The 22,136-nt window shown below is 60.1% G+C and carries 19 protein-coding genes and 1 tRNA gene; 5 read left to right on the top strand and 15 right to left on the bottom strand.

All coding sequences use genetic code 11. The features are described 5' to 3' along the window. From C5748_RS15100 to C5748_RS15060, 9 genes are all read right to left on the bottom strand, one after another. Positions 1 to 666 carry a methionine ABC transporter permease gene (locus tag C5748_RS15100; protein ID WP_105742759.1) on the bottom strand — a complete coding sequence of 222 codons (666 nt, stop codon included), beginning with the start codon at positions 664 to 666 and terminating at the stop codon, positions 1 to 3. Beyond that, positions 647 to 1,660, bottom strand: coding sequence for a methionine ABC transporter ATP-binding protein (locus tag C5748_RS15095; protein ID WP_105742812.1), 1,014 nt, complete (start codon positions 1,658 to 1,660; stop codon positions 647 to 649). The genes C5748_RS15100 and C5748_RS15095 overlap by 20 nt, the downstream gene beginning before the upstream one ends. 181 nt (positions 1,661 to 1,841) lie before the next feature. Beyond that, positions 1,842 to 2,678, bottom strand: coding sequence for a MetQ/NlpA family ABC transporter substrate-binding protein (locus C5748_RS15090; RefSeq protein WP_105742758.1), 837 nt, complete (start codon positions 2,676 to 2,678; stop codon positions 1,842 to 1,844). 197 nt (positions 2,679 to 2,875) lie between these two features. Beyond that, the gene (locus C5748_RS15085) at positions 2,876 to 4,471 is read right to left on the bottom strand and encodes a GMC family oxidoreductase (protein ID WP_105742757.1); all 1,596 of its coding nucleotides are present in this window, start codon (positions 4,469 to 4,471) and stop codon (positions 2,876 to 2,878) included. 4 nt (positions 4,472 to 4,475) lie between these two features. Further along, the gene (locus C5748_RS15080) at positions 4,476 to 5,468 is read right to left on the bottom strand and encodes a branched-chain amino acid ABC transporter permease (protein ID WP_105742756.1); all 993 of its coding nucleotides are present in this window, start codon (positions 5,466 to 5,468) and stop codon (positions 4,476 to 4,478) included. A gap of 1 nt (position 5,469) precedes the next feature. Then, on the bottom strand, positions 5,470 to 6,357 hold the full coding sequence (locus C5748_RS15075; protein WP_105742755.1) for a branched-chain amino acid ABC transporter permease: 888 nt from the start codon (positions 6,355 to 6,357) through the stop codon (positions 5,470 to 5,472). A gap of 5 nt (positions 6,358 to 6,362) precedes the next feature. Beyond that, positions 6,363 to 7,073 carry an ABC transporter ATP-binding protein gene (locus C5748_RS15070; RefSeq protein WP_105742754.1) on the bottom strand — a complete coding sequence of 237 codons (711 nt, stop codon included), beginning with the start codon at positions 7,071 to 7,073 and terminating at the stop codon, positions 6,363 to 6,365. Then, complete coding sequence (locus C5748_RS15065; RefSeq protein WP_105742753.1) at positions 7,066 to 7,881, bottom strand: ABC transporter ATP-binding protein; 816 nt, start codon at positions 7,879 to 7,881, stop codon at positions 7,066 to 7,068. The genes C5748_RS15070 and C5748_RS15065 overlap by 8 nt, the downstream gene beginning before the upstream one ends. A 10-nt stretch (positions 7,882 to 7,891) precedes the next feature. Further along, the gene (locus C5748_RS15060; protein WP_105742752.1) at positions 7,892 to 9,100 is read right to left on the bottom strand and encodes an ABC transporter substrate-binding protein; all 1,209 of its coding nucleotides are present in this window, start codon (positions 9,098 to 9,100) and stop codon (positions 7,892 to 7,894) included. Positions 9,101 to 9,407: 307 nt separating this feature from the next. Here C5748_RS15060 and C5748_RS15055 point away from each other — a divergent pair, with 307 nt between their 5' ends. Then, entirely contained in the window at positions 9,408 to 10,319 is a 912-nt protein-coding gene (locus C5748_RS15055; RefSeq protein ID WP_105742751.1) for a LysR family transcriptional regulator, read from the top strand. 60 nt (positions 10,320 to 10,379) lie between these two features. On the opposite strand, the gene C5748_RS15050 is transcribed toward C5748_RS15055, so the two are convergent. Together C5748_RS15050 and cpdR are read right to left on the bottom strand one after the other, a co-directional pair. Then, positions 10,380 to 10,454: transfer RNA gene (locus tag C5748_RS15050), tRNA-Val, on the bottom strand. A gap of 108 nt (positions 10,455 to 10,562) precedes the next feature. Next, positions 10,563 to 10,925, bottom strand: coding sequence for a cell cycle two-component system response regulator CpdR (cpdR, locus tag C5748_RS15045; protein ID WP_068882823.1), 363 nt, complete (start codon positions 10,923 to 10,925; stop codon positions 10,563 to 10,565). Positions 10,926 to 11,273: 348 nt separating this feature from the next. Between cpdR and C5748_RS15040 the strand changes: the two genes are divergently transcribed. Both C5748_RS15040 and hisN read left to right on the top strand, forming a co-directional pair. After that, on the top strand, positions 11,274 to 12,164 hold the full coding sequence (locus C5748_RS15040; protein WP_105742811.1) for an N-formylglutamate amidohydrolase: 891 nt from the start codon (positions 11,274 to 11,276) through the stop codon (positions 12,162 to 12,164). A gap of 327 nt (positions 12,165 to 12,491) precedes the next feature. Continuing rightward, the gene (gene hisN / locus C5748_RS15035; protein ID WP_105742750.1) at positions 12,492 to 13,283 is read left to right on the top strand and encodes a histidinol-phosphatase; all 792 of its coding nucleotides are present in this window, start codon (positions 12,492 to 12,494) and stop codon (positions 13,281 to 13,283) included. An 8-nt stretch (positions 13,284 to 13,291) separates the two neighbouring features. On the opposite strand, the gene C5748_RS15030 is transcribed toward hisN, so the two are convergent. From C5748_RS15030 to C5748_RS28220, 3 genes are all read right to left on the bottom strand, one after another. Then, a complete protein-coding gene (locus C5748_RS15030) occupies positions 13,292 to 14,281 on the bottom strand; it encodes an alpha/beta fold hydrolase (protein WP_105742749.1) in 990 nt (329 codons plus the stop codon). 187 nt (positions 14,282 to 14,468) lie between these two features. Then, positions 14,469 to 14,864 (bottom strand): antifreeze protein, encoded by a 396-nt coding sequence (locus tag C5748_RS15025; RefSeq protein ID WP_105742748.1) that lies wholly within the window; start codon positions 14,862 to 14,864, stop codon positions 14,469 to 14,471. A 46-nt stretch (positions 14,865 to 14,910) separates the two neighbouring features. After that, positions 14,911 to 15,087: a hypothetical protein gene (locus tag C5748_RS28220; RefSeq protein ID WP_158259864.1), complete on the bottom strand. Its 177-nt coding sequence runs from the start codon at positions 15,085 to 15,087 to the stop codon at positions 14,911 to 14,913. 73 nt (positions 15,088 to 15,160) lie between these two features. On the opposite strand from C5748_RS28220, the gene C5748_RS15020 reads away from it, so the two are divergent. Beyond that, on the top strand, positions 15,161 to 15,631 hold the full coding sequence (locus C5748_RS15020) for an Hsp20 family protein (RefSeq protein WP_105742747.1): 471 nt from the start codon (positions 15,161 to 15,163) through the stop codon (positions 15,629 to 15,631). Between the two features lie 57 nt (positions 15,632 to 15,688). Here C5748_RS15020 and C5748_RS15015 read toward each other — a convergent pair whose 3' ends face one another. Then, positions 15,689 to 16,738 carry a threonine aldolase family protein gene (locus tag C5748_RS15015; RefSeq protein WP_105742746.1) on the bottom strand — a complete coding sequence of 350 codons (1,050 nt, stop codon included), beginning with the start codon at positions 16,736 to 16,738 and terminating at the stop codon, positions 15,689 to 15,691. 589 nt (positions 16,739 to 17,327) lie between these two features. On the opposite strand from C5748_RS15015, the gene gltB reads away from it, so the two are divergent. Then, a complete protein-coding gene (gene gltB, locus C5748_RS15010) occupies positions 17,328 to 22,088 on the top strand; it encodes a glutamate synthase large subunit (protein WP_105742810.1) in 4,761 nt (1,586 codons plus the stop codon). Positions 22,089 to 22,136: the final 48 nt, after the last annotated feature.

Below are 22,136 nucleotides of genomic sequence, written 5' to 3'. Positions count from 1 at the left end.
TTACCGCTTGACGATGCGATGGTCCAGCCGTTCGACGAGGCGGTCGCCGATCCACTGAACGCCTGAGACGAGGACGATCAGGATCGCGACGACAGCGACCATGATTTCCGTCTCGAAGCGCTGATAGCCGTAGCGGATCGCGAGATCGCCGAGACCACCGGCACCGATGGCGCCGGCCATAGCGGATGCGCCGACGAGCGTCACCAGCGTTACGGTAAAGCCGGCGACCAGGCTGGGCATGGCTTCGGGGACGAGCACCTCGCGGATGATTGTCCAGCGTGTCGCGCCCATAGCGCGGGCGGCCTCGATCAATCCGCGGTCGACCTCGCGCAGCGAGACTTCGGCGATACGGGCATAATAGGGCGTCGCCGCGATCGAAAGCGGCACGATGGACGCCCATGTGCCGAGCGAGGTGCCGACGATGAAGCGTGTCACCGGGATGAGGGCGACGAGCAGGATGATGAACGGGACGGAGCGGAAGCCGTTGATGACGGCGCCAAGGCTGCGGTTTATCCAGAGGTTCTCGGCCAGACCTCCGCGATCCGTCAGGATGAGGATCAGCGCCAGCGGCAGTCCCGCGACAAGCGAGATCAGGCCGGAAAAGCCGGTCATGGTGATGGTTTCCCAGAAGGAGCGCCAGAGAAGATCAAGCATCGCCTGAGACATAGCCCAGCACCTCCACATGGTCCGCATTGGACTTGAGATATTGCACGGCCTTTTCCAACGCCGCCTTGTCATGCGCCGGGATGCCGAGGAACAATGTGCCGACCGGCTCGCCCTGCACGGTGTCGATACCGCCATGCAGGAGCCGGGCGCCAATCAATTCGGCGAGGAAAGGTCGCCGCGCGGCCTCGCCTGAAAGCTGGACCTTGACCACGGCATCGTCGCCTGATGCCGGGTTCAGCCGCTCGCGCAGTGTCGGCGGCAATTCCGGCGTCAGCACCTGCAACAGGCTTTTCGTCGTCTCGGCTGCCGGATTGGCGAAAACCTGCCAGACTGGGCCTTCCTCGACGATTCGGCCGCGATCGAGCACGATGACGCGGTCGGCGACGCGCCGGATGACCTCCATCTCATGGGTGATCAGCAGGATCGTCAGCCCGAGCTGACGGTTGATATCCTTTAAAAGGGCGAGAATAGACCGTGTGGTTTCAGGGTCGAGCGCCGAAGTGGCCTCATCGGAGAGAAGCAGGGATGGCTTTGCGGCAAGCGCGCGGGCAATGCCGACACGCTGTTTCTGACCGCCGGAAAGCTGTGCTGGATAGTGCTTCGCCTTGTCCGAAAGGCCGACGAGTTCAAGAAGCTCGGCGACGCGCTTTTTGCGTTGAGCGCGCGATTGGCCCTCGATCTTAAGCGGCAGCGCGATATTGTCTTCCACCGTCTTGGCGGAAAGCAGGTTGAAATGCTGGAAGATCATGCCGATGCGGCGGCGCACCGGCTGCAGGCGGCGTTCGTCGAGCGAAGTGATTTCCAGTCCCTCTACCTGGATCGAGCCGGAATCAGGACGTTCCAGCCCGTTGAGGCAGCGGATCAGCGTTGATTTCCCAGCACCGCTGCGGCCGATGATGCCAAGGATTTCGCCACGCTTCACGCTGAGCGAGACCATGTCGATCGCCGGTGTGTCGCCGAAGGAGCGCCGCACATCGCTCAGCTTGACGATCATGTCGCCAGACGCCGCCTCGGGCTGCGCGTCTTTGGTGGACTGCGCGGGAATGTTGAGTGCCTGGGTGTTCACATCTGCCTCGAACTTCGTCGCATGGCGCGTCATTTAAGCACAAACGGTCCGGATATGGGATATCCGAACCGTTTGGCTGTAAACTTGCTCAGCCTGGATTGGCGCGTTTTCACCAGGCAGGGAGTGCCGTTCCCTTGTAGATTTCAAGAAGCTTATCCTTGACCGCATCGTTCTGGAAGGCGGCGACGAGCGTCTTAACCCAAGGGGTGTCCTTGTCCTCGGTGCGGATCGCGATGAAATTATTATACGGATTGTTCTCTTTCGATTCACGGGCGATCACGTCCTTTATGGGATCGAGGCCGGCCTTCAGCGCCCAGTCATTGTTGACTACGGCTGCATCGAGATCGTCGATCGATCGGCCGACGACGCCAGCATCAAGCTCCTTGATTTCAAGGTTCTTCGGGTTCTCGACGATGTCGATCGGCGTGGCGAGGACGCCAGCGCCATCCCTAAGCTTGATCAGGCCCTGCGTTTCGAGGACCCGCAGGGCACGACCCTCGTTGGAAGGGTCGTTCGGCACGCCTACAACGGCCCCGTCCTTCAACTCGCTCAGGCTTTTGACCTTGCGCGAGTAGACACCGATCGGAAAGACGGCGGTGTAGCCGGCGGGTTCGATCTTGTAACCGTGCTGCTCGATCTGCGCATCGAGATAGGGCTTGTGCTGGAAGGCGTTGGCGTCGATTTCCTTGCGCTCGAGCGCTTCGTTCGGCTGGGTATAGTCGGCAAAGGTGACGGTCTCGATCTTTAGTCCGTTCTTGGCGGCCTCAGCGGCGACGACCTTCCAGATCTCCTCATCCTGTCCACCCATGATACCGACCTTGATCGTCTTTTCCTGGGCAAGGCCGGATGCGGGCGCGGCGAAACCGACGGTCAGAGCAATGGCCGAGAAGAGCAGCGCCTTGAGGCCTGCGCGGCGTGCCGGCGATTTGGGAGAGGAGCGTGTCATTCTTGTTTCCTTGGGGTCTCGGATTTCGAAATCGTACAGGCAGAGGCAGTCCATTGCTCCCACCTTTATGGGGCTTCATAATTTCTGCGGGGCCAAAGATAAACAAGAAATATTATTCCGTTTGTGCGGCAAGTCCGGCACAAGATTTCCGACAGGCTCTTTTGGCGGGAATCCGCTTCTCAATGACGGGCTGCATGTCAGGCTCGTCGGAGGATCATGTCGGCAGCCTTTTCCGCGATCATCAGCGTTGGCGAATTGGTATTGCCTGATGTGATCGTCGGCATGATCGAGGCATCGGCGACGCGCAGCCCTTCAATGCCGTTGACGCGCAGTTGTGGATCGACCACGGCATCGGGATCGATGCCCATACGGCAGGTTCCGACCGGGTGGAAGATCGTCGTGCCGATTTCGCCGGCGGCCTTCATCAATTCGTCCTCGGTCCGGTAGTGCGGACCCGGCTTGAATTCCTGCGGAGCATATTTCTTCAGCGGTTCCTGCGCAACGATGCGGCGGGTGATGCGGATCGCATCGGCGGCGACATGGCGGTCGCCTTCGGTGGCGAGGTAGTTCGGCCGGATCGCAGGCTGCACCCGGTAGTCAGGGTTTTGGACATGGATCGAACCGCGGCTGTCGGGGCGCAGATTGCAGACGCTGGCGGTGAAAGCGGGGAAGGGGTGAACATTCTCGCCGAACTTTTCAAGGCTCAGCGGCTGGACATGATATTGCAGATTGGCCGTGTCGAACGAGGGATCGGAGCGGGTGAAGATGCCGAGTTGGCTTGGGGCCATCGACATCGGGCCGGACTGTTTGAGCAGATATTCGAGCGCGATCGCTGCTTTGCCGGTCAGCCGGTTCGCCTGTTCGTTCAAGGTGCGGATGCCGGTCACCTTATAGGCGCAGCGCAATTGCAGGTGATCCTGGAGGTTTTCGCCGACGTTCTTACGCTCCAGAGCGAGTGGTATGCCAGCCTTACGCAGGATATCACCCCGGCCGATGCCGGAGAGTTCCAGAATATGCGGTGAGCCGACCGAGCCGGCGCAAAGGATGATCTCGCGCCGTGCGTGGATACTGCGTGTACCGCCCCTCTGGTCGAACTCGACGCCTGCCGCTTTCAGCCCTTCGAGAAGCAGGCGCCGGACATGCGCGCCTGTTTCCACCTTGAGATTGCGCCTGCCCAGGGCTGGACGCAGAAAGGCCTTCGCGGAGTTCCAGCGGATGCCACGTTTCTGGTTGACCTTGAAATAGGAGGAGCCTTCATTATCGCCGCGGTTGAAATCATCGGTACGCGGGATGCCGGCGGCCTCCGCCGCATCGCGGAAAGCATCGAGAATATCCCAATGCAGCCTGGCGTTTTCGATGCGCCATTCGCCGCCCGCGCCGTGCATTTCGTCTGCGCCGGCGTAATAATCCTCGGATTTCTTGAAATAGGGCAGGACATCGTCCCAGCCCCAGCCGGTGCAGCCCGCCTGCCGCCACAGATCATAATCACGCGCCTGACCGCGCATGTAGATCATGCCGTTGATCGAGGAGCAGCCGCCCAGCACCTTGCCGCGGGGATAGCCGAGGGCGCGGCCGTTGAGCCCGGGCTCCGGCTCGGTGATGAAGCACCAGTCGGTGCGCGCATTGCCGATGCAATAGAGATAGCCGACCGGAATGTGGATCCAGGGGTAATTGTCTTTGGCGCCGGCTTCCAGCAGCAGGACTGATATATTGGGATCCGCGGAGAGACGGTTGGCGAGAGCGCAGCCGGCGGTGCCTGCACCGACGATGATGTAATCGTAGCTGTCGGCCATGGCGTCAATCGCGTTTCATCATCAGCTTGCGGCCAAGCCGCGATGCATAGAGCTCTCCGATGATGCCGCGCCTAAACAACAGCACGCAGATCATGAAGATCGCGCCGGTGACGACCGTGACGGGAAAATCCGATGTCGCGAGATAATTCTGCAGCGTCACGACCAGGGCTGCGCCGACGATCGGGCCGATAAGCGTGCCGATGCCGCCGAGAAGGGTCATCAGGATGACCTCGCCCGACATCTGCCAGGATACGTCGGTAAGCGTGGCGAACTGAAAGACCAGCGCCTTGACCGCGCCTGCGAGGCCGGCGAGTGCTGCCGACATGACGAAGGCGGCGAGCTTGTACTTGCCGACGGAATAGCCGAGCGAAATGGCGCGGGGTTCGTTCTCGCGCACGGATTTAAGAATCATGCCGAAGGGCGAGTTGATGATGCGCCAGATGGCGAAGACACCGATCAGGAATATACCGAGGACCATGTAATACATGTTTATCGGCACGTTGAGATCGATGAAGCCGAAGAGATGGCCGCGCGGAACACCCTGGATGCCGTCCTCGCCCTTGGTGAAATCGGATTGCAGGCAGAAGAAATAGAACATCTGCGCCAGCGCCAGCGTTACCATGGCGAAATAAATGCCCTGGCGGCGAATGGCGAGAAAGCCGATCACCAGGCCCAGAGCCGCTGCCCCGACAACACCGATCAGGATGCTGATTTCAGGGGGAAGGCCCCATTCCTTGACGGCGTGCGCGGTGATATAGGCCGCTCCGCCGAAGAAGGCGGCATGGCCGAAGGACAGAAGCCCGGTATAGCCGAGGAGCAGATTGAAGGCGCAGGCGAAGAGCGCGAAGCACAGCACCTTCATGATGAAGATCGGATAAAAGAAGAAGGGGGCGGCAACGAGCGCACCGATGCAGATGACGATCAGGGCAATCTGCAGGAAATTCGCGCCGGATTTCCCGTCCCGTCTTGCCAATGATGTGAGAGCGGTTTCGGCCATCTTACGCCTCCTTTCCGAACAGTCCGGCTGGGCGGATCAAGAGCACGATCGCCATGATGACGAAGATCACGATATTGGACGCCTCGGGATAGAAAACCTTGGTCAGCCCTTCGCACAGGCCGAGCAGATAGCCGGTGACGATGGCGCCGAGAATGGAGCCCATGCCGCCGACGACGACCACGGCGAAGACGACGATGATGATGTTGGAGCCCATCAGCGGACTGACCTGATAGATCGGGGCTGCCATGACGCCCGCGAGACCGGCGAGCGCGGAGCCGAGTCCGTAGGTAAAGGTGAGGAGCAGCGGCACATTGATGCCGAAGGCCTTGACCAGCGTCGGGTTTTCCGTTGCGGCACGCAGATAGGCGCCAAGTCTGGTCTTCTCGATCAGGAGCCATGTTCCGAGGCAGACGATGAGCGAGGCGACGACCACCCAGGCGCGATAGTTGGGCAGGAACATAAAGCCGAGATTCTGTCCGCCGGCCAGCGAAGGCGGCACGGCATAGGGCTGCCCGGCCGCGCCGTAATAATAGCGGAAGGTGCCCTCGATGACGAGCGCCAGGCCGAAGGTGAAGAGGAGCCCATAGAGCGGATCGAGATTGTAGAGACGCGACAGCGCCGTCCGTTCCACGACGGCTCCGGCAAGCCCGATGATGAGGGGCGCGAGGACCAGGGCCGGCCAATAGCCGATGCCGAGTTGCGTCAGGAGCAGATAGCCGACGAATGCGCCCAGCATATATTGCGCGCCATGGGCGAAATTGATGACGCGCAGGAGCCCGAAGATAATGGCGAGGCCAAGGCTCAGCATGGCATAGAAGGAGCCGTTGATAAGGCCGACCAGCAATTGTCCGAGCAGGGCCTGGACGGGTATCCCGAAGATCATGATCATGACCGTTACACTCCCAGTGCTTCGTTGAGCATCGGCATATGCTGCGGCAGTTCCGCCACATCGAAGCTTTCGGTCACGTGACCGTGCTCCATGACGTAGAAGCGGTCGGCGACCTTGGCGGCGAAGCGGAAATTCTGTTCGACGAGCAGCACCGTGATACCGCGCTTCTTCAGCGTCGCCAGCACTTCGCCGATGCGCTGGACGATGACGGGCGCAAGTCCCTCTGTCGGTTCGTCGAGCAGCAGCAGCTTGACGCCGGTACGCAGGATGCGGGCGATCGCCAGCATCTGTTGCTCACCGCCGGAAAGCTTGGTGCCGGGGCTGTTGCGCCGCTCCTTCAGATTGGGGAACAGGTCGAAGATTTCCGCGACCGACATGCCATTTTTTGCAATGGCGGGCGGCAGCAGCAGATTTTCCTCGACGCTGAGGCTGGCGAAGATGCCACGCTCCTCCGGCACGAAGCCGATGCCGGTATGAGCCGTTCTGTGCAGCGGAAGCCGCATGAGGTCGTGGCCGTCAAAGGTGACGGAGCCGGTGCGCTTGCGGATGATGCCCATGATGGCGCGCAGCGTCGTGGTCTTGCCGACGCCGTTGCGGCCGATCAGGGTCACGGTTTCTCCCTGATGAATGTCGAGGTTGACGCCATGCAGCGCGTGGCCCTCGCCATACCAGGCGTTGAGATCGCGGACAGCGAGCAGTGGTTTTCCCTCACTCATGCTCAGTTCCCATATAGGCGATGCGGACGCGCTCGTCCTGGCTGACGGTACGGTAGTCGCCGGCGGCGAGGATTTCACCACGCTGCAGTACCGTCACGTGATCGCATATGTCGGCGACGACTCTCAGATTGTGTTCGACCATCAGCACGGCGCGGTCCTGCGCCACCTTGCTGATGAGACGGGCGACATTGCCGACATCCTCCTGGCCCATGCCGGCCATCGGCTCGTCGAGAAGAAGGACTTTCGGATCGAGCGCTAGCGTGGTGGCGATTTCGAGCACGCGTTTGCGTCCATAGGAAAGATCCGCAGCAAGCGCGTGGCGAGCGTCGTTGAGTCCGACCTGTTCGAGAAACTGCATCGCCCGTTCATTGAGCTCATCGAGCGCGCTCATCGGCCGCCAGAACTGTACCGCGAGCCCGTTCGGCCTCTGCAGCGCGACGCGGACGTTCTCAAGCACGGTCAGGTGCGGAAAGATTGCCGATATCTGGAAGGAGCGAACGAGCCCCATCCGCGCGACCTTGGCCGGCGGCATTCTGGTGATGTTTTCGCCGAGAAGCGTAATCGTGCCGCTGGTCGGTTGCAGGAATTTGGTGAGCAGGTTGAAGACCGTGGTCTTGCCCGCGCCATTCGGACCGATCAGCGCGTGCACCTTGGCATGGTGCACGTCGAGATCGACATTGTTGACGGCGTTGAAGCCGCCAAAATCCTTACGCAGGCCGCGGGCGGAGAGAACCACCCGCGCACCTTCGTCATCGGAACCCGGTGAAGCCTTCGCATTCGCCGTGCCAGCCGTGATTGCCACTGTCATCCCAGGGCCCTTATTGCGAAACCAGCGGGCAGCCGCTTTCCTGTGCGGTCAGATAAGCCTGATCGCCGGGAATGGTTGCCAGAACCTTGTAATAATCCCAGGGTTCCTTGCTTTCGTCCGGCTTTTTGACCTCCATCAGATACATGTCGTAGACCATACGGCCGTTCACCTGGACCTTGCCGCCACGCGCAAAGACGTCTTCAACAGGCATTTCATGAAGCTTCTTGGCGACGGCCTCTGTTTCGTCGGTGCCCGCAGCTTGAATGGCTTTCAGATATTGCGTCACCGCCGAATAGGTGCCGGCATGGATCATGTTGGGCATGCGGCCCGTGCGCTCGAAGAACTTGCGTCCGAAGGCGCGCGATTCATCGTCCCGATCCCAGTAGAAGCCTTCGGTCAGCGTCAGACCCTGCGCTGCCTCGAGGCCGAGGCCATGGACTTCCGAAAGGGTGAAAAGAAGGGCCGCAAGACGCTGGCCGCCGGCAACGATGCCGAATTCGGAGGCCTGCTTGATGGCGTTCGCCGTGTCGAGGCCGGCATTGGCAAGACCGATCACCTTGGCGCCGGAAGCCTGGGCCTGCAGCAGAAATGACGAATAGTCCGTTGTGGCGAGCGGATGCCTGACGGCGCCGAGCACCTGTCCGCCCTTCGATTTGACGAATTGCGAAGTCTGGTCCTCGAGCGAATAGCCGAAGGCGTAGTCGGCGGTGAGGAAGAACCAGGTGTCGCCGCCCTGCTCGACCAGCGCGCCACCGGTGCCGACGGCCAGCGCATGCGTGTCATAGGCCCAATGGAAGCCATAGGGCGAGCACTGCTTTCCCGTCAGTTCGGTCGTGGCGGGACCAGTGGAGATGGTGATTTTCTGCTTTTCCTTGGAAAGTCCCTGAACAGCGAGAGCTACCGATGAGGTGGTCAGCTCCATGATGGAATCGACCTGCTCCGTATCATACCATTGGCGCGCAATATTCGACGCGATATCCGCCTTGTTCTGGTGGTCGGCGGTGATGATCTCGATCGGGGTGTCGAGAACCTTGCCACCGAAATCCTCCGCGGCCATTCTGGCGGCTTCATAAGACCATTTACCGCCGAAATCGGCGTAGACGCCGGACTGGTCGTTAAGGATGCCGATCTTGACCTTGCCGTCGGAGATCTCGGCGCTCTGTGCCGGAATGACTGACGCGGCCAACAAGGCGGCGGATGCGATTGCCAATAGCTTCATCTTGGTCTCCTCCCAATGATGCGGCGCTCGTTGAAACGGGATTGGCTCCGGTTTCAGCGGCCGGATAGTCTCGATTGTGTCATGATAGTTCCGCGAGTTCCACGGCGCTCCCTGCCGTGGAGCTCGCGTGCGATGGCTCCTCCCACATCATAGGCCGTTTTTCTTATTCTCGGCTATCACGTGTTCTTAAAACGTAGCATTGACAAATGCGTACAAGAACAACAATTTTCGAACAGGTTCTGTACAAATACGTACATCTGATTTTAGGCTAACCGAAGCTGGGGCGCAAATTTGCAGGAGGGACGCAGTGCGGCAGTTCACATGGGACGATCTGCAATATTTTCTGGCTGTGGCGCGCACGGGGCAGTTATCGACGGCGGCGCGTAAGCTGAGGACGAACCATGTCACCGTTTCCCGGCGGATCGACCGCCTGGAGCAGGCGCTGTCGGCCAAGCTTTTCGAGCGCAATCCGCGTGGCTATATGCTGACGCCGCTTGGCGAAAGGCTGATGGAGCCGGCAGAGCTCATGGAGCGCGAGGCGGCGAAATTCCAGACGGAAGCTTCCGGCAATATGGCATCGCTTTCCGGTGTGGTGCGCTTAAGCACGCTCGAGGGGTTCGGAAACTTCTTTCTGGCCGAACGTCTGCCGGTCATGGCGCAGGCCTATCCCGGGCTGTCGGTGGAGGTCGTCACCATCCAACAGATCGTGTCTTTGTCGCGGCGCGAGGCGGAATTGTCCATTACGCTGCATCCGCCACGCACCGGGGCCTACCAGCATGAGAAGATTACCTCCTACCGCCTTTTCATCTATGGCTCGCGCGACTATCTCACGCGCCACATGCCGATCCGGCAGCGTAAGGATCTCTCCACTCACCCCTTCATCGGTTATATCGAGGACATGGTGTTCACACCGGGGCTCGATTACATGCGCGAGATACTGCCAGGCCTGCGACCTGCCTACCAGAGTTCCAGCATCCACGCGCAGTTGAGCGCGGCGTTGGCCGGTTATGGCCTATGTGTGCTGCCTTACTATATCGCCAGCAAACATGACTCTCTGGTGCCGGTATTGCCTGGGGAAATGCATCTGGTGCGCGATTATTGGCTGAGCTGTCACGATGACGTCGTCGCGGCGCCGCGGGTCCGTGTTCTGACCGATTTCATCAAGCGCGAGACGCGCAGCTTTTCGACGCATTTTCTGGGGGAGGCGCTGCTGGACTGAAGCGGCGGTCCATTGAGCCTATCGGGAACTATGTAAATCGCTGCTAAGTCTTTGAAAGGATGGTGGGCGTGACAGGGATTGAACCTGTGACCCCTGCAATGTCAATGCAGTGCTCTCCCGCTGAGCTACACGCCCATCCGTGGAGGCGCATACACCATATCGGCATGCGCCCGTCAATGCTGATTTTGCACTTCCGCCGGTTTTTCATCTGCTACCCGGCGGGGCGCCATAAGGCGGTCCCGGTCAGGCCGCGACCAGCATCTTTTCGATCTCGTTGACGAGATCGCGCAAATGGAATGGCTTCGACAGGACCTTCGCATCCTTGGGCGCGTTCGAATCCGGATTGAGCGCGACTGCGGCAAAGCCAGTGATGAACATGACCTTGAGGTCCGGGTCGATCTCGGTGGCGCGCCGCGCCAGTTCTATCCCGTCCATTTCCGGCATGACGATATCGGTCAAAAGCAGCGAAAACGGCTCTTCGCGAAGCCGCTCATAGGCGCTGGCGCCATTGTCGAAATGGGTTACATGATAGCCCGCCTTCTCCAGCGCTTTCACCAGAAAGCGGCGCATATCATTGTCATCTTCCGCAAGAAGGATTCTTTTCATTGGTCCGTCCGAATTCCTGGCCGCTTTGCTGCCTGCCTGTTCACATAGTGCAGCGGGCGACTCAACCCGTTTCAAGAAACGCCTTTTTGGTAAATATCGAATGAATGCAGACCTTGACAATAGGGTCAAAGCCGACCGCTTGTCGAGGGGGTGGGGTTGTCGCCCGCCAGAGACGGTGCGGATGGCCATATTGGCGAGAACGGTGGGCCGCTCGCCGCCCAAGGGCTGGACAGCATGGCGTTCTGCTGGCACTTTCTCCTGATGATATTTCCGTTCCGAACGGTCGGGCCTCGTTGTGATGCCATGGATGACGATCGAGCGGTAATGGCGAGCGATAATGGTGGGCCGATGACCTTGGAGTGCGAATTTTCTATGGTTCCGCCGCATGAGATTCGGGCACCGGCGGATCAACGCATCCCCTTCGTATTCAATTCACCGCATAGCGGCCGTTATTACCCGCCCCGCTTCCTTGCCTCCTCCAGGCTGGATGCGCACGCGATCCGACGCTCGGAAGACTGCAATGTCGAGGAGCTCTTCGGTGGCGCCGTGGCGCTCGGGGCGCCGATGCTTCTGGCGCATTTCCCGCGCGCCTATCTCGATGTCAATCGGGAGCCTTATGAACTCGACCCCCGCATGTTCAACGAGCCGCTGCCGCCTTATGCCAATGCGCAGTCGGCGCGGGTGGCGGGCGGGCTCGGCACGGTGCCGCGCCTGGTTGGCGAAGGCCAGGATATCTACCCCGGAAAATTGCCGCTCGCCGAAGCGCTCGGGCGGATCGAAACACTCTACAAGCCCTATCACGCGGTTCTGAGTCGGCTGATCGCGGATACGCAGCGCCGCTTCGGCTATTGCGTCCTGATCGACTGCCATTCCATGCCGGCGGGCATACGGGTGGGCGATGGTATCGGGCGGCCGGATTTCATTGTCGGGGATCGTTTCGGCATGTCGTGCAGTGATGCCCTTTCCGCCACGGCAATCGAGCTTTTGCAGGATATTGGTTATGCGGTGGCCCATAACAAACCCTATGCGGGCGGCTACATCACCGAACATTACGGCAGACCGGCGAGAGGATTCCACTCGCTGCAGATCGAGGTCAATCGCGGCCTTTATCTCAATGAACGCACATTCGAAAAGCATTCCGGCTTCGACCGGCTTCGCAATGATCTGGATATGTTCCTGGCGGATCTGTCATCGTTGCCGGATTATCATTTCGGCATGCCACCGCTTGCCGCGGAATGATCTGAACAGGCCCGCTATTCCGCTTCTCAAGATATTGCTGTAACCACCGTGCTGTGCAATCCGTTGGCGCAAGGCCCGCTCGGCTGTGCCAATGATACGGATGATACAGAAAAAAAGACCGCCCGTGGGCGGCCTGAAGTCTAGGGAGGAAACGCCCAAGGAGGGCATAGACAGGAACCCCTGTCTGATGCTTACTTTATGCTGCGATGCACAAACGGTCAAGCCAAAAACTGATAATTTGTGCATTTTTGCATATGCCTAAACTTCAGGCTCTTTTTGCGGCGTTTGCCTTGATCGCGGTCATTTACATTATATCTGGAGGCCATTTTGGTCGTTGAAAAGTCATTCCTTGTGCAGATTGCGGCGGCTGCCGCAGCCGAAACCCTTCCGCGGTTTCGCAGTCCCGTGTCGGTGGACAACAAATATGCGGTGGGATTCGATCCGGTGACGGAAGCCGACCGTGAGGCGGAGCGGGCGATCCGCTCGGTGATCCGCAGCGCCCATCCCGATCACGGCATCCTGGGAGAGGAGCATGGCGCGGAAAATCTCGACCACAGCCACATATGGGTGATCGATCCGATAGACGGGACGCGTGCATTCATTTCCGGCCTGCCGGTCTGGGGAACGCTGGTGGGGCTTACCATCGACGGAAAGGCCGAGGCAGGGCTGATGTCCCAGCCATTCACCGGCGAACTGTTCTATAGCGACGGCGAGGGGGCCTATTACGAGCGCACATGCGCCGGCGAAACGGGGCAGCCGCGGCGCCTGAAAACACGGGGCACCGTCGCGCTTGCCGATGCCACCTTGTTCACTACCACGCCCGCCCTTTACAAGGGCGCCAAGCGCCTTGCCTATAACCGCCTGGAGGCGGTGGTACGCCTGCCGCGCTACGGCGTGGATTGCTACGCGTTCGCGATGGTGGCCGCCGGATTCGTCGACATTGCGGTCGAAGCCGATCTGCAGCCCTATGATATCGTGGCGTTGATCCCGATCATCGAGAAGGCCGGTGGGGTGGTGACGCGCTGGGATGGTGGTCCGGCTGAAAAGGGTGGCGATATCATTGCCGCAGCCACGCCGGAACTCCATAAGATCGCACTCGATCTGCTGAACGGGGGCTGATCCGGCTTTCAGGCCGTTTCCGCAGGTTCGGTTGCGATGGTGGTTTCCGGTTCGTCCGAGCCCGGTACGAATGCGTCGAAGGCAGCAAGCAGTTGCTCACGGTAAAAATCGGCTTCCTGCAGGATTTCATGACGCGCGCCATCGATGATCAGAAGCGTGCCGTTGCGCAATTGCGTGGTGAAACGCTCGATGGCTGCCGTCGAGACGACGCTGTCGGCGCCTGCGGCTATGATGAGTGTCGGGATGCGAATGTTTGTGATGAAATCGGGGTCGTTGACCCGGTCGATTGCGTTCAGTGAGGCCGAAACCCAGCGCACCGTCGGTCCACCCAGCCCAAGCTGCGGCTGATGGCGCACGATTTCGGCATTTCGCATGTAGCGGCCGGGATCGCTGGTCAGCGGATTATCGGCAAAAGGCCGCCCGCCGGCCTGATATCGGTTTTTGACTGCATAACGCCTGCCAAGTCCGATCAGGCCCAACGTCCTGGTGGCGAAGCGAATGCCATTGACGCCCAGCCGCGAGCCGGGGAGACCCACGAACGGAGCGACCAGCACCATGCGGCGGACGCGGTTGGCGAGCACCGGTGCTGCGAGAAGCGAGACAAGCGCGCCGGCTGAATGGGCAAGGATATAAAATGGCGGCGGACAATCGGGCAGGATGAGTTCGCGGAAGACCTGGTCGAGGTCCGAGACGTAATCATCGAAGCGATCGATATGGCCGCGCATCGCATCGTGAATCATGCGGCTGGAGCCGCCCTGACCGCGCCAGTCGAAACACACGACGGTGAAACCGCGCCTGGCCAGATCGGCAATGGTCTCGAAATATTTCTCGATGCATTCGTTGCGGCCGTGCAGAACGAGCACCGTACCTTGCTGCGGCCGACTGGCAGCCTGCGTGACCGCATAGCGCAGCGCCTTGCCATCCCGCATCTCCAGCATGCCGGAATGGGTTCTGGCAGGGATCTGGTTGGCATCGGTCTCGAAGAGAAGATCAGTCATGCTAGGTGGCAACAACGTCCGGGATTGACACGATCATCCATCGATAGGCCGCCCCATAGGAAAGGTCAAATGACAGGGCCACGGGTGAGGCGCGGGGGACTGCGAAAATGTGAGCCGGAAGTTCCTGGCGGAACCTCCGGCTAACCTGCCGTCTGGAAGGGACGTTACATCCGGCAGGCGTTTGGTACTAAGGATTGATTTCGATGCTGAAGCCCGAGCGGCGCGAACCACCAGCCCGCCGTTCGTCAAGGATGCGGCCGTTGCGGGCATTGACGACAAGCATCACGCGGCGCCCATTCGGCCGTATGGCGCGGACGAAATAACGGCTACGGCGCAGATCGACATCACGGACCTCGTAGCTGCGTCGTTCCAACATTCTGGCAACGCGGCGGGGGCTGATGACTTCACCGCGATAGCGACGGTCGCGGCGTTCCATTTCATAGCCGCGCGGCGGCGGAGGGGTATCGCGGTAGTCATCGTTCCAGCCTTGGGCCATGATGATATTCGGTTGTTCAGCGGCAAAAACAGGGGCGGAAAAGCCGATCGCAAGCGTTGCGGTGATGGCTAGAATAGCCTTTTTCATTGACCTATTCCTGTTGAGTGCCGGAACGTTCCGACATGATTGGAGATTAATCCCCGCAAGCTGAATAGAGGCCGAAGGCGGCATTCATCTGGCGTTCAGCGATGCCCACAGCAAAATTCAGTTGTCGTTTCAGGCGCAATCCATCTCCCGGCCATCCCCTTGAAATCGTAAAATAACGCCCCCAAATCATGGTTGCAGCCGCCAAAAGGGGCTGCTGGCTCAAGAAAATTCGCCGATATCGGGAATTTTCGCTTCGGCCAAAACGCAAACATTGTCGCTCTGAAGGAGGGCTTACCATGCGTCACGTTGATTTTTCACCGCTCTACCGTTCCACCGTCGGCTTCGATCGGCTTTTCACCATGCTTGATTCGCTCGCGCAGCCGGAAGGCGCGCCGACCTATCCGCCTTATAATATCGAGCGGACGGGCGAGAACGCCTATCGCATCACGATGGCCGTTGCGGGTTTCGCGGAAGATGAGATCGAGATCGAGGCTCACCGCAACCAACTGACCATCAAGGGCCAGAAATCCGACGAAAGTGCCGATAAAAGCAGCGAAGTGCTTTATCGCGGCATCGCCGCACGTGCTTTCGAGCGCCGTTTCCAGCTTGCCGATTTCGTTGAAGTCAGCGGGGCAAGCTTGAAGAACGGCCTGCTGCACATCGATCTGAAGCGCGAAATCCCCGAGGGGCTGAAGCCACGCAAGATCGCTGTGACGGCTGTTTCGTCCGAAAAGGCCAAGCAGATCGAGACCAAGGCGGCGGAATAACCGTTCTGCTGCTGAGAATGAGAGCGGCGCCTCCGGGCGCCGTTCTTATTGGGTCATTCAGGCGATCAGATCGCCGAACCGGTCCACTTCATCCTGCGATGTGGCGAAGCTGGTCACGAAACGGGTAAATATCTCCTCCTCCTCGACGCGGTTCGTTTCCGAATGCGGTGGGTTCCAGTCGTAGAAGACGGCACCCTGTTGCTGCAGTTTTTCACTCACGCTTTTCTTCATGATCGCGAAGACTTCATTTGCCTGCGGGCTCCAGGCGAGGCGAATGCGTTCGGATGCGCGGATGTGACCGGCAAGCCGGGCCGCCATCGCATTGGCATGTGTCGCGAGTTCGAGCCAGAGGCCGTCGTCGAGATAGGCGTCGAACTGGGCGGCGATGAAGCGGGTCTTGGAAAAGAGCTGGGCAGCGCGCTTGCGGATGAAGGGCAGATCCTTGGCGTGCGAAGGATCCATGAACACCAGCGCTTCGGCGCACCAGCAGCCGTTTTTCGTGCCGCCGAAGGAAACAATGTCGACGCCTTGCCGCCACGTCATATCAGCCGGGGAGACGCCGAGCGAAACGAGCGCATTGGCAAAGCGTGCGCCGTCGAGATGCAGCGGGATATCATGCTCCCGGCAGACGGTGGAGATGCCGGCGATCTCGGAGAGGCTATAGAGCGTGCCGACTTCGGTCGCCTGGGTTATCGAGACGGCCATCGGCTGGCCTGCGTGGATGAAAGCCGGGTTGAAACGCTTCAATTCCCGCGTCAGGTTGACCGGATCGATGCGTCCGAGCGCGCCGTCCACCGGGTGCAGGCGGGCGCCACCGGTGAAATATTCCGGCGCGCCGCATTCGTCCTCGATGGCATGGGCCTCGCGGTGACAGAAGGAGACGCCACCCGGACGGTTGACGCTCGCCAGCGCCAGCGAATTGGCGGCGGTTCCGGTGCCGACGAAGAAAACGGCGACTTCGCGCTCGAAGATCTCGTTGAAGCGCATTTCCACGGCGCGGTCGAACTCGCTTGCTCCATAGGAGGCGGCAAAGCCTCCTGCATGGCGGGTCAGGCTTTCGGCGATCTTCGGATGGGCGCCCGCCCAATTGTCGGATGCGAAATTCATTCGGTTTCTCCGCATAGCAGTCTCATGGCGTGCTCTTGTGCACTGCGGCGCAGCCGGCTGTCTATATGAAAGCAGGCAGATTCATTGTCCACACGGTTCATAAATGCGCATCATCGGATTGCAAGCATCGAGGCTGGATAATCCCTCTATGAAGATGCGAAATCTCGGTGAAAACCCCCGCCATCGCAATTTTAGCAATAATTAACGCATGCTTGCGCAATAATATTTCGGATAGAGCGAATTTATTTTGCTTTTCCATCTTGTGGTGGGGCATAATTTCTGTCATAGAATATAGGACAGTACTGCTGTCTTATTTAGCTGGCTTAACCTAGGATGCAGACATGCTATCGTGTCTATCCGGGTTTTGTCGCGGACAGGGTCTGCAAGGCGGACAGCCCGGGTGAACAAGCGGCCCGGTGCCGACTTGCTGGCGCAAAAGCGCAGGGTATGCGGGGTGAGCATCATGACATCCCCCGCGTCGCAAATGCTCTTGCAGTTATATGCCGCATGGACGCGGGGTGGAATCAACAGTATTCCCTCCCCGAAAAAGAATGACCGCCCTATGTGGGCCCATAAGGAGGAAATGACGATGACGGAATTGACGCCATCTGTAACGACTGAGCTTGGCCAGGACGTACAGAATCGCGCGGTCAAAACCGCGAAAACGTCACGAATCCCGACGGAATCAGCGCCATTAGGATCATTTCCGGCAGGTTTCCCTGTGCGCCGGGGACTTTACGACCCGCGCAACGAGCACGATGCGTGCGGCGTCGGCTTCATCGCGCATATGAAGGGCGTGAAGTCGCATCAGGTGGTGAGTGACGGCCTGCAGATGCTGGAAAACCTCACGCATCGCGGCGCGGTGGGTGCCGACCCTTTGATGGGCGACGGCGCCGGCATGCTCGTGCAGATCCCCGACCGTTTCTTCCGCGAGGAAATGGCGGCGCAGGGCATCGACTTGCCGCCGGTGGGGCAATATGCGGTCGGCTATCTCTTCATGCCGCAGGATGCGGAGCAGCGGGCGCATATCGAAGTGGTGATCGAGGACGTGATCGCCGCCGAAGGGCAGGCGCTGATCGGCTTCCGCGACGTTCCGGTCGATAATTCATCGTTGTCCAAGGCGCCGCATATCGCGGCGACCGAGCCTCATCACCGGCAGGTCTTCATCGGGCGCAACCCCGATATCGAGACCGACGATGATTTCGAGCGCCGCCTGTTCGTCCTGCGCAAGGTCATCTCCAACCGGATATTCCAGGAGACCGATGGTCGGGACAACGGCTTCTATATCGTTTCGATGTCGTCGCGCACCATCGTCTACAAGGGCATGTTCCTGGCCTATCAGGTCGGCGCCTATTACCGGGATTTGAAGGATCCACGCTTCGAGAGCGCGGTTGCCCTCGTGCACCAACGATTTTCGACCAATACTTTCCCGTCGTGGAAGCTCGCGCATCCCTACCGCATGGTGGCGCATAATGGCGAGATCAACACGCTGCGCGGCAATGTCAACTGGATGGCGGCGCGCCAGGCTTCGGTCGATTCCGAACTCTTCGGCAACGACATCTCCAAGCTGTGGCCGATCTCCTACGAAGGCCAGTCCGACACGGCCTGCTTCGACAATGCGCTCGAATTCCTGTTCCAGGGCGGTTATCCCCTGGCGCATGCCATGATGATGCTGATCCCCGAGGCATGGTCGGGCAACAAGCTGATGAGCGAGGAACGCAGGGCATTCTACGAGTATCACGCCGCGCTGATGGAGCCATGGGACGGCCCTGCAGCCGTCACCTTCACCGATGGCCGGCAGATCGGCGCGACGCTCGACCGCAATGGTTTGCGTCCCGCGCGCTACATCGTTACCGACGATGATTTCGTCATCATGGCGTCGGAGGCGGGCGTCCTGCCGGTCGACGAAGGCAAGATCGTCAAGAAGTGGCGCTTGCAGCCGGGCCGCATGCTTTTGATCGACATGGAGCAGGGCCGTATCGTTTCGGACGAGGAGATCAAATCCGAGATCGCGCAGCGTCACCCCTACAAGCAGTGGCTGAAAAACACGCAGCTCATCCTGGAAGACCTCAATACCGTGGAGCCTCGCGCGCTGCGCAAGGATGTGAGCCTGCTCGACCGCCAGCAGACCTTCGGCTACACGCAGGAGGATACTAGGATCCTCATGGCGCCGATGGCGACGACCGGCCAGGAGGCCATCGGCTCGATGGGTACCGATACGCCGATTTCGGCGATGTCGGACAAGTCGAAGCTGCTCTACACCTATTTCAAGCAGAACTTCGCCCAGGTGACGAACCCGCCGATCGATCCGATCCGCGAGGAGCTGGTGATGAGTCTCGTCTCCTTCATCGGCCCGCGTCCAAACATCTTCGATCTGGTCGGCACCTCGCGGCGCAAGCGTCTCGAAGTGCGCCAGCCGATCCTCACCAATGCCGATCTCGAAAAGATCCGCTCCATCGGCCACACAGAGGACAGGTTCGACACCAAGACGCTCGATATCACCTATGGCGCAGGCGAGGGCCCGGCTGGCATGCATGGCGCCATCGAGCGGCTTTGCGACCGCGCGGAGGCCGCCGTTCATGGCGGCTATAACATCATCATCCTGTCGGACCGCCAGGTCGGGCCGGACCGCATCCCGATCCCGGCGCTTTTGGCGACGGCGGCTGTGCACCATCATCTGATCCGCAAGGGCTTGCGGACTTCGGTCGGCCTGGTCGTCGAATCCGGCGAGCCGCGCGAGGTGCATCATTTCTGCTGCCTGGCGGGCTACGGCGCTGAAGCGATCAACCCTTATCTTGCCTTCGATACGCTGCTCGACATGCACCGGCGGCGTGAATTCCCGCCGGAGGTGGATGCGCATGAGGTCGTCTATCGCTATATCAAATCGCTCGGCAAGGGCATCCTCAAGGTCATGTCCAAGATGGGCATTTCGACCTATCAGTCCTATTGCGGCGCGCAGATATTCGATGCGGTGGGGCTGAAGTCCGAATTCGTCGACAAGTTCTTCTTCGGCACGGCGACGACCATCGAGGGCGTCGGTCTGGAAGAGATCGCTGAGGAGACGACGCGCCGCCATACCGATGCCTTCGGCAACGATCCGGTGCTCTTGACGACGCTCGATGTCGGCGGCGAATATGCCTACCGCATACGCGGCGAGGCGCATCAGTGGTCGCCCGATGCCGTGGCCAAGCTGCAGCACGCGGTGCGCACGGAAAACCCTGGGACGTTCACGGAATATACCGACCTCGTCAACGGGGAGACGGCGGCGGCGAAGTCCATTCGCGGCCTGTTCCACATCAAGTCGGCTGAGGAGCGCGGGCTGAAGCCCGTTTCGATCGACGAGGTGGAACCGGCAGTGGAGATCGTCAAGCGGTTCTCGACCGGCGCTATGTCGTTCGGCTCGATTTCCCGAGAGGCGCATACGACGCTCGCCATCGCCATGAACAGCATCGGCGGCAAGTCGAATACCGGTGAAGGCGGCGAGGAGCCGGACCGCTTCTACCCACTGCCGAACGGCAAACCGAACCCCGAACGCTCGGCGATCAAGCAGGTTGCATCCGGCCGCTTCGGCGTGACGACGGAATATCTCGTCAATTCGGACATGATGCAGATCAAGGTGGCGCAGGGCGCCAAGCCCGGCGAGGGCGGTCAGTTGCCCGGCCACAAGGTGGATGCGACCATCGCCAAGACGCGCCACTCAACGCCGGGCGTCGGCCTGATTTCGCCGCCGCCGCATCACGACATCTATTCGATCGAGGATCTGGCGCAGCTCATCTACGATCTGAAGAACGTCAATCCGGCGGGGGATGTGTCCGTCAAGCTGGTCTCGGAAGTGGGCGTCGGCACGGTGGCCGCGGGCGTCGCCAAGGCGCGCGCCGATCACATCACCATTTCCGGTTATGACGGCGGAACGGGCGCTTCGCCGCTTACCTCGCTGAAGCACGCCGGATCCCCGTGGGAAATGGGGCTTGCCGAAACGCATCAGACGCTGGTGCTGAACGGCCTGCGCAGCAGAGTGGCGCTGCAGGTCGATGGCGGCTTGCGGACCGGGCGCGATGTCATCATCGGGGCGCTGCTGGGCGCGGATGAGTTCGGCTTCTCTACCGCGCCGTTGATCGCGGCGGGCTGCATCATGATGCGCAAGTGCCATCTCAACACCTGTCCCGTCGGCGTCGCGACGCAGGATCCGGTCTTGCGCAAGCGCTTCAAGGGCGCGCCGGAGCATGTCGTCAACTTCTTCTTCTACCTGGCGGAAGAGGTTCGTCAGTTCCTGGCCGAAATGGGCTACACCAAGCTGGAACAGATCATCGGAGATACCGACTTGTTAGAAAAGCAGGCGATGATCAGCCATTGGAAGTCGCGTGGCCTCGATTTCAGCCGCATCTTCCATAAGCCCGATGCGTGTAAGGAAAAGACCTTCTGGACAGAACGGCAGCATCATCCGATCGACGATGTTCTCGACCGCAAGCTGATCGAATTGGCAATGCCGGCGCTTGAAAACAAGACGCCCGTCAAGATCGAACTTGGGATCAAGAATGTCGATCGCTCGGTGGGCGCGATGCTTTCCGGGGAGGTTGCCAAGCGCTATCGGCACAAGGGGCTGCCCCACGATACCATTGCCATCACCCTTCGCGGCACGGCGGGTCAGTCGTTCGGTGCGTTTCTGGCGCGCGGCATTTCCATCGACCTCATCGGTGACGGCAATGACTATGTCGGCAAGGGCCTATGCGGCGGGCGCATCGTCATCAGGCCCGACGAGAACGCCAAGATCATCGCCGAGGAGTCCATCATTGTCGGCAATACCGTGCTCTACGGCGCCGTCGAGGGCGAATGCTATTTCCGCGGCGTTGCCGGCGAACGGTTCGCTGTGCGCAATTCCGGCGCGGTGACGGTCGTCGAAGGTGTCGGCGATCATGGCTGCGAATACATGACCGGTGGCGTGGTGGTCGTCATCGGCCAGACGGGCCGCAATTTTGCGGCCGGCATGTCCGGCGGTGTCGCCTATGTGCTCGACGAAGTCGGCGATTTCGCGCAGCGCTGCAACATGGCGATGGTCGAGCTGGAGCCGGTTCCCGAAGAGGACGACATCCTCGAAAAGCTGCACCACCATGGCGGCGATCTGATGCACAAGGGCCGCGTCGACGTATCCGGCAATATGACGCGTCATGACGAGGAGCGTCTGGTCCAGCTGATATCGAATCATCTGCACTACACGGGTTCGGCACGGGCCAAGGATATTCTCGACAATTGGGAAGCCTATCGCCCGAAATTTGTGAAAGTCATGCCGGTGGAATACCGACACGCGCTCGAGGAAATGGAGCGCATGCGCATCGGCATCGCAGCGGAATGAGTCCTTCATTCTCGACATCTCAGGCCGTCATTCTCGGGCTTGTCCCGA

The organism is Phyllobacterium phragmitis (assembly GCF_002980495.1).
Lineage (GTDB): Bacteria > Pseudomonadota > Alphaproteobacteria > Rhizobiales > Rhizobiaceae > Paramesorhizobium > Paramesorhizobium phragmitis.
Note: the sequence above shows the minus strand (reverse complement) of the source record. Positions and strands in the feature narration are given on the sequence as shown.

Coding starts and splice junctions, on each gene's coding strand:
- C5748_RS15100 (WP_105742759.1), bottom strand. CDS start 666: ATGTCTCAGGCGATGCTTGATCTTCTCTGGCGCTCCTTCTGGGAAACC.
- C5748_RS15095 (WP_105742812.1), bottom strand. CDS start 1,660: ATGATCGTCAAGCTGAGCGATGTGCGGCGCTCCTTCGGCGACACACCG.
- C5748_RS15090 (WP_105742758.1), bottom strand. CDS start 2,678: ATGACACGCTCCTCTCCCAAATCGCCGGCACGCCGCGCAGGCCTCAAG.
- C5748_RS15085 (WP_105742757.1), bottom strand. CDS start 4,471: ATGGCCGACAGCTACGATTACATCATCGTCGGTGCAGGCACCGCCGGC.
- C5748_RS15080 (WP_105742756.1), bottom strand. CDS start 5,468: ATGGCCGAAACCGCTCTCACATCATTGGCAAGACGGGACGGGAAATCC.
- C5748_RS15075 (WP_105742755.1), bottom strand. CDS start 6,357: ATGATCATGATCTTCGGGATACCCGTCCAGGCCCTGCTCGGACAATTG.
- C5748_RS15070 (WP_105742754.1), bottom strand. CDS start 7,073: ATGAGTGAGGGAAAACCACTGCTCGCTGTCCGCGATCTCAACGCCTGG.
- C5748_RS15065 (WP_105742753.1), bottom strand. CDS start 7,881: ATGACAGTGGCAATCACGGCTGGCACGGCGAATGCGAAGGCTTCACCG.
- C5748_RS15060 (WP_105742752.1), bottom strand. CDS start 9,100: ATGAAGCTATTGGCAATCGCATCCGCCGCCTTGTTGGCCGCGTCAGTC.
- cpdR (WP_068882823.1), bottom strand. CDS start 10,925: ATGAAAAGAATCCTTCTTGCGGAAGATGACAATGATATGCGCCGCTTT.
- C5748_RS15040 (WP_105742811.1), top strand. CDS start 11,274: ATGACCTTGGAGTGCGAATTTTCTATGGTTCCGCCGCATGAGATTCGG.
- C5748_RS15030 (WP_105742749.1), bottom strand. CDS start 14,281: ATGACTGATCTTCTCTTCGAGACCGATGCCAACCAGATCCCTGCCAGA.
- C5748_RS15025 (WP_105742748.1), bottom strand. CDS start 14,864: ATGAAAAAGGCTATTCTAGCCATCACCGCAACGCTTGCGATCGGCTTT.
- C5748_RS15020 (WP_105742747.1), top strand. CDS start 15,161: ATGCGTCACGTTGATTTTTCACCGCTCTACCGTTCCACCGTCGGCTTC.
- C5748_RS15015 (WP_105742746.1), bottom strand. CDS start 16,738: ATGAATTTCGCATCCGACAATTGGGCGGGCGCCCATCCGAAGATCGCC.
- gltB (WP_105742810.1), top strand. CDS start 17,328: ATGACGGAATTGACGCCATCTGTAACGACTGAGCTTGGCCAGGACGTA.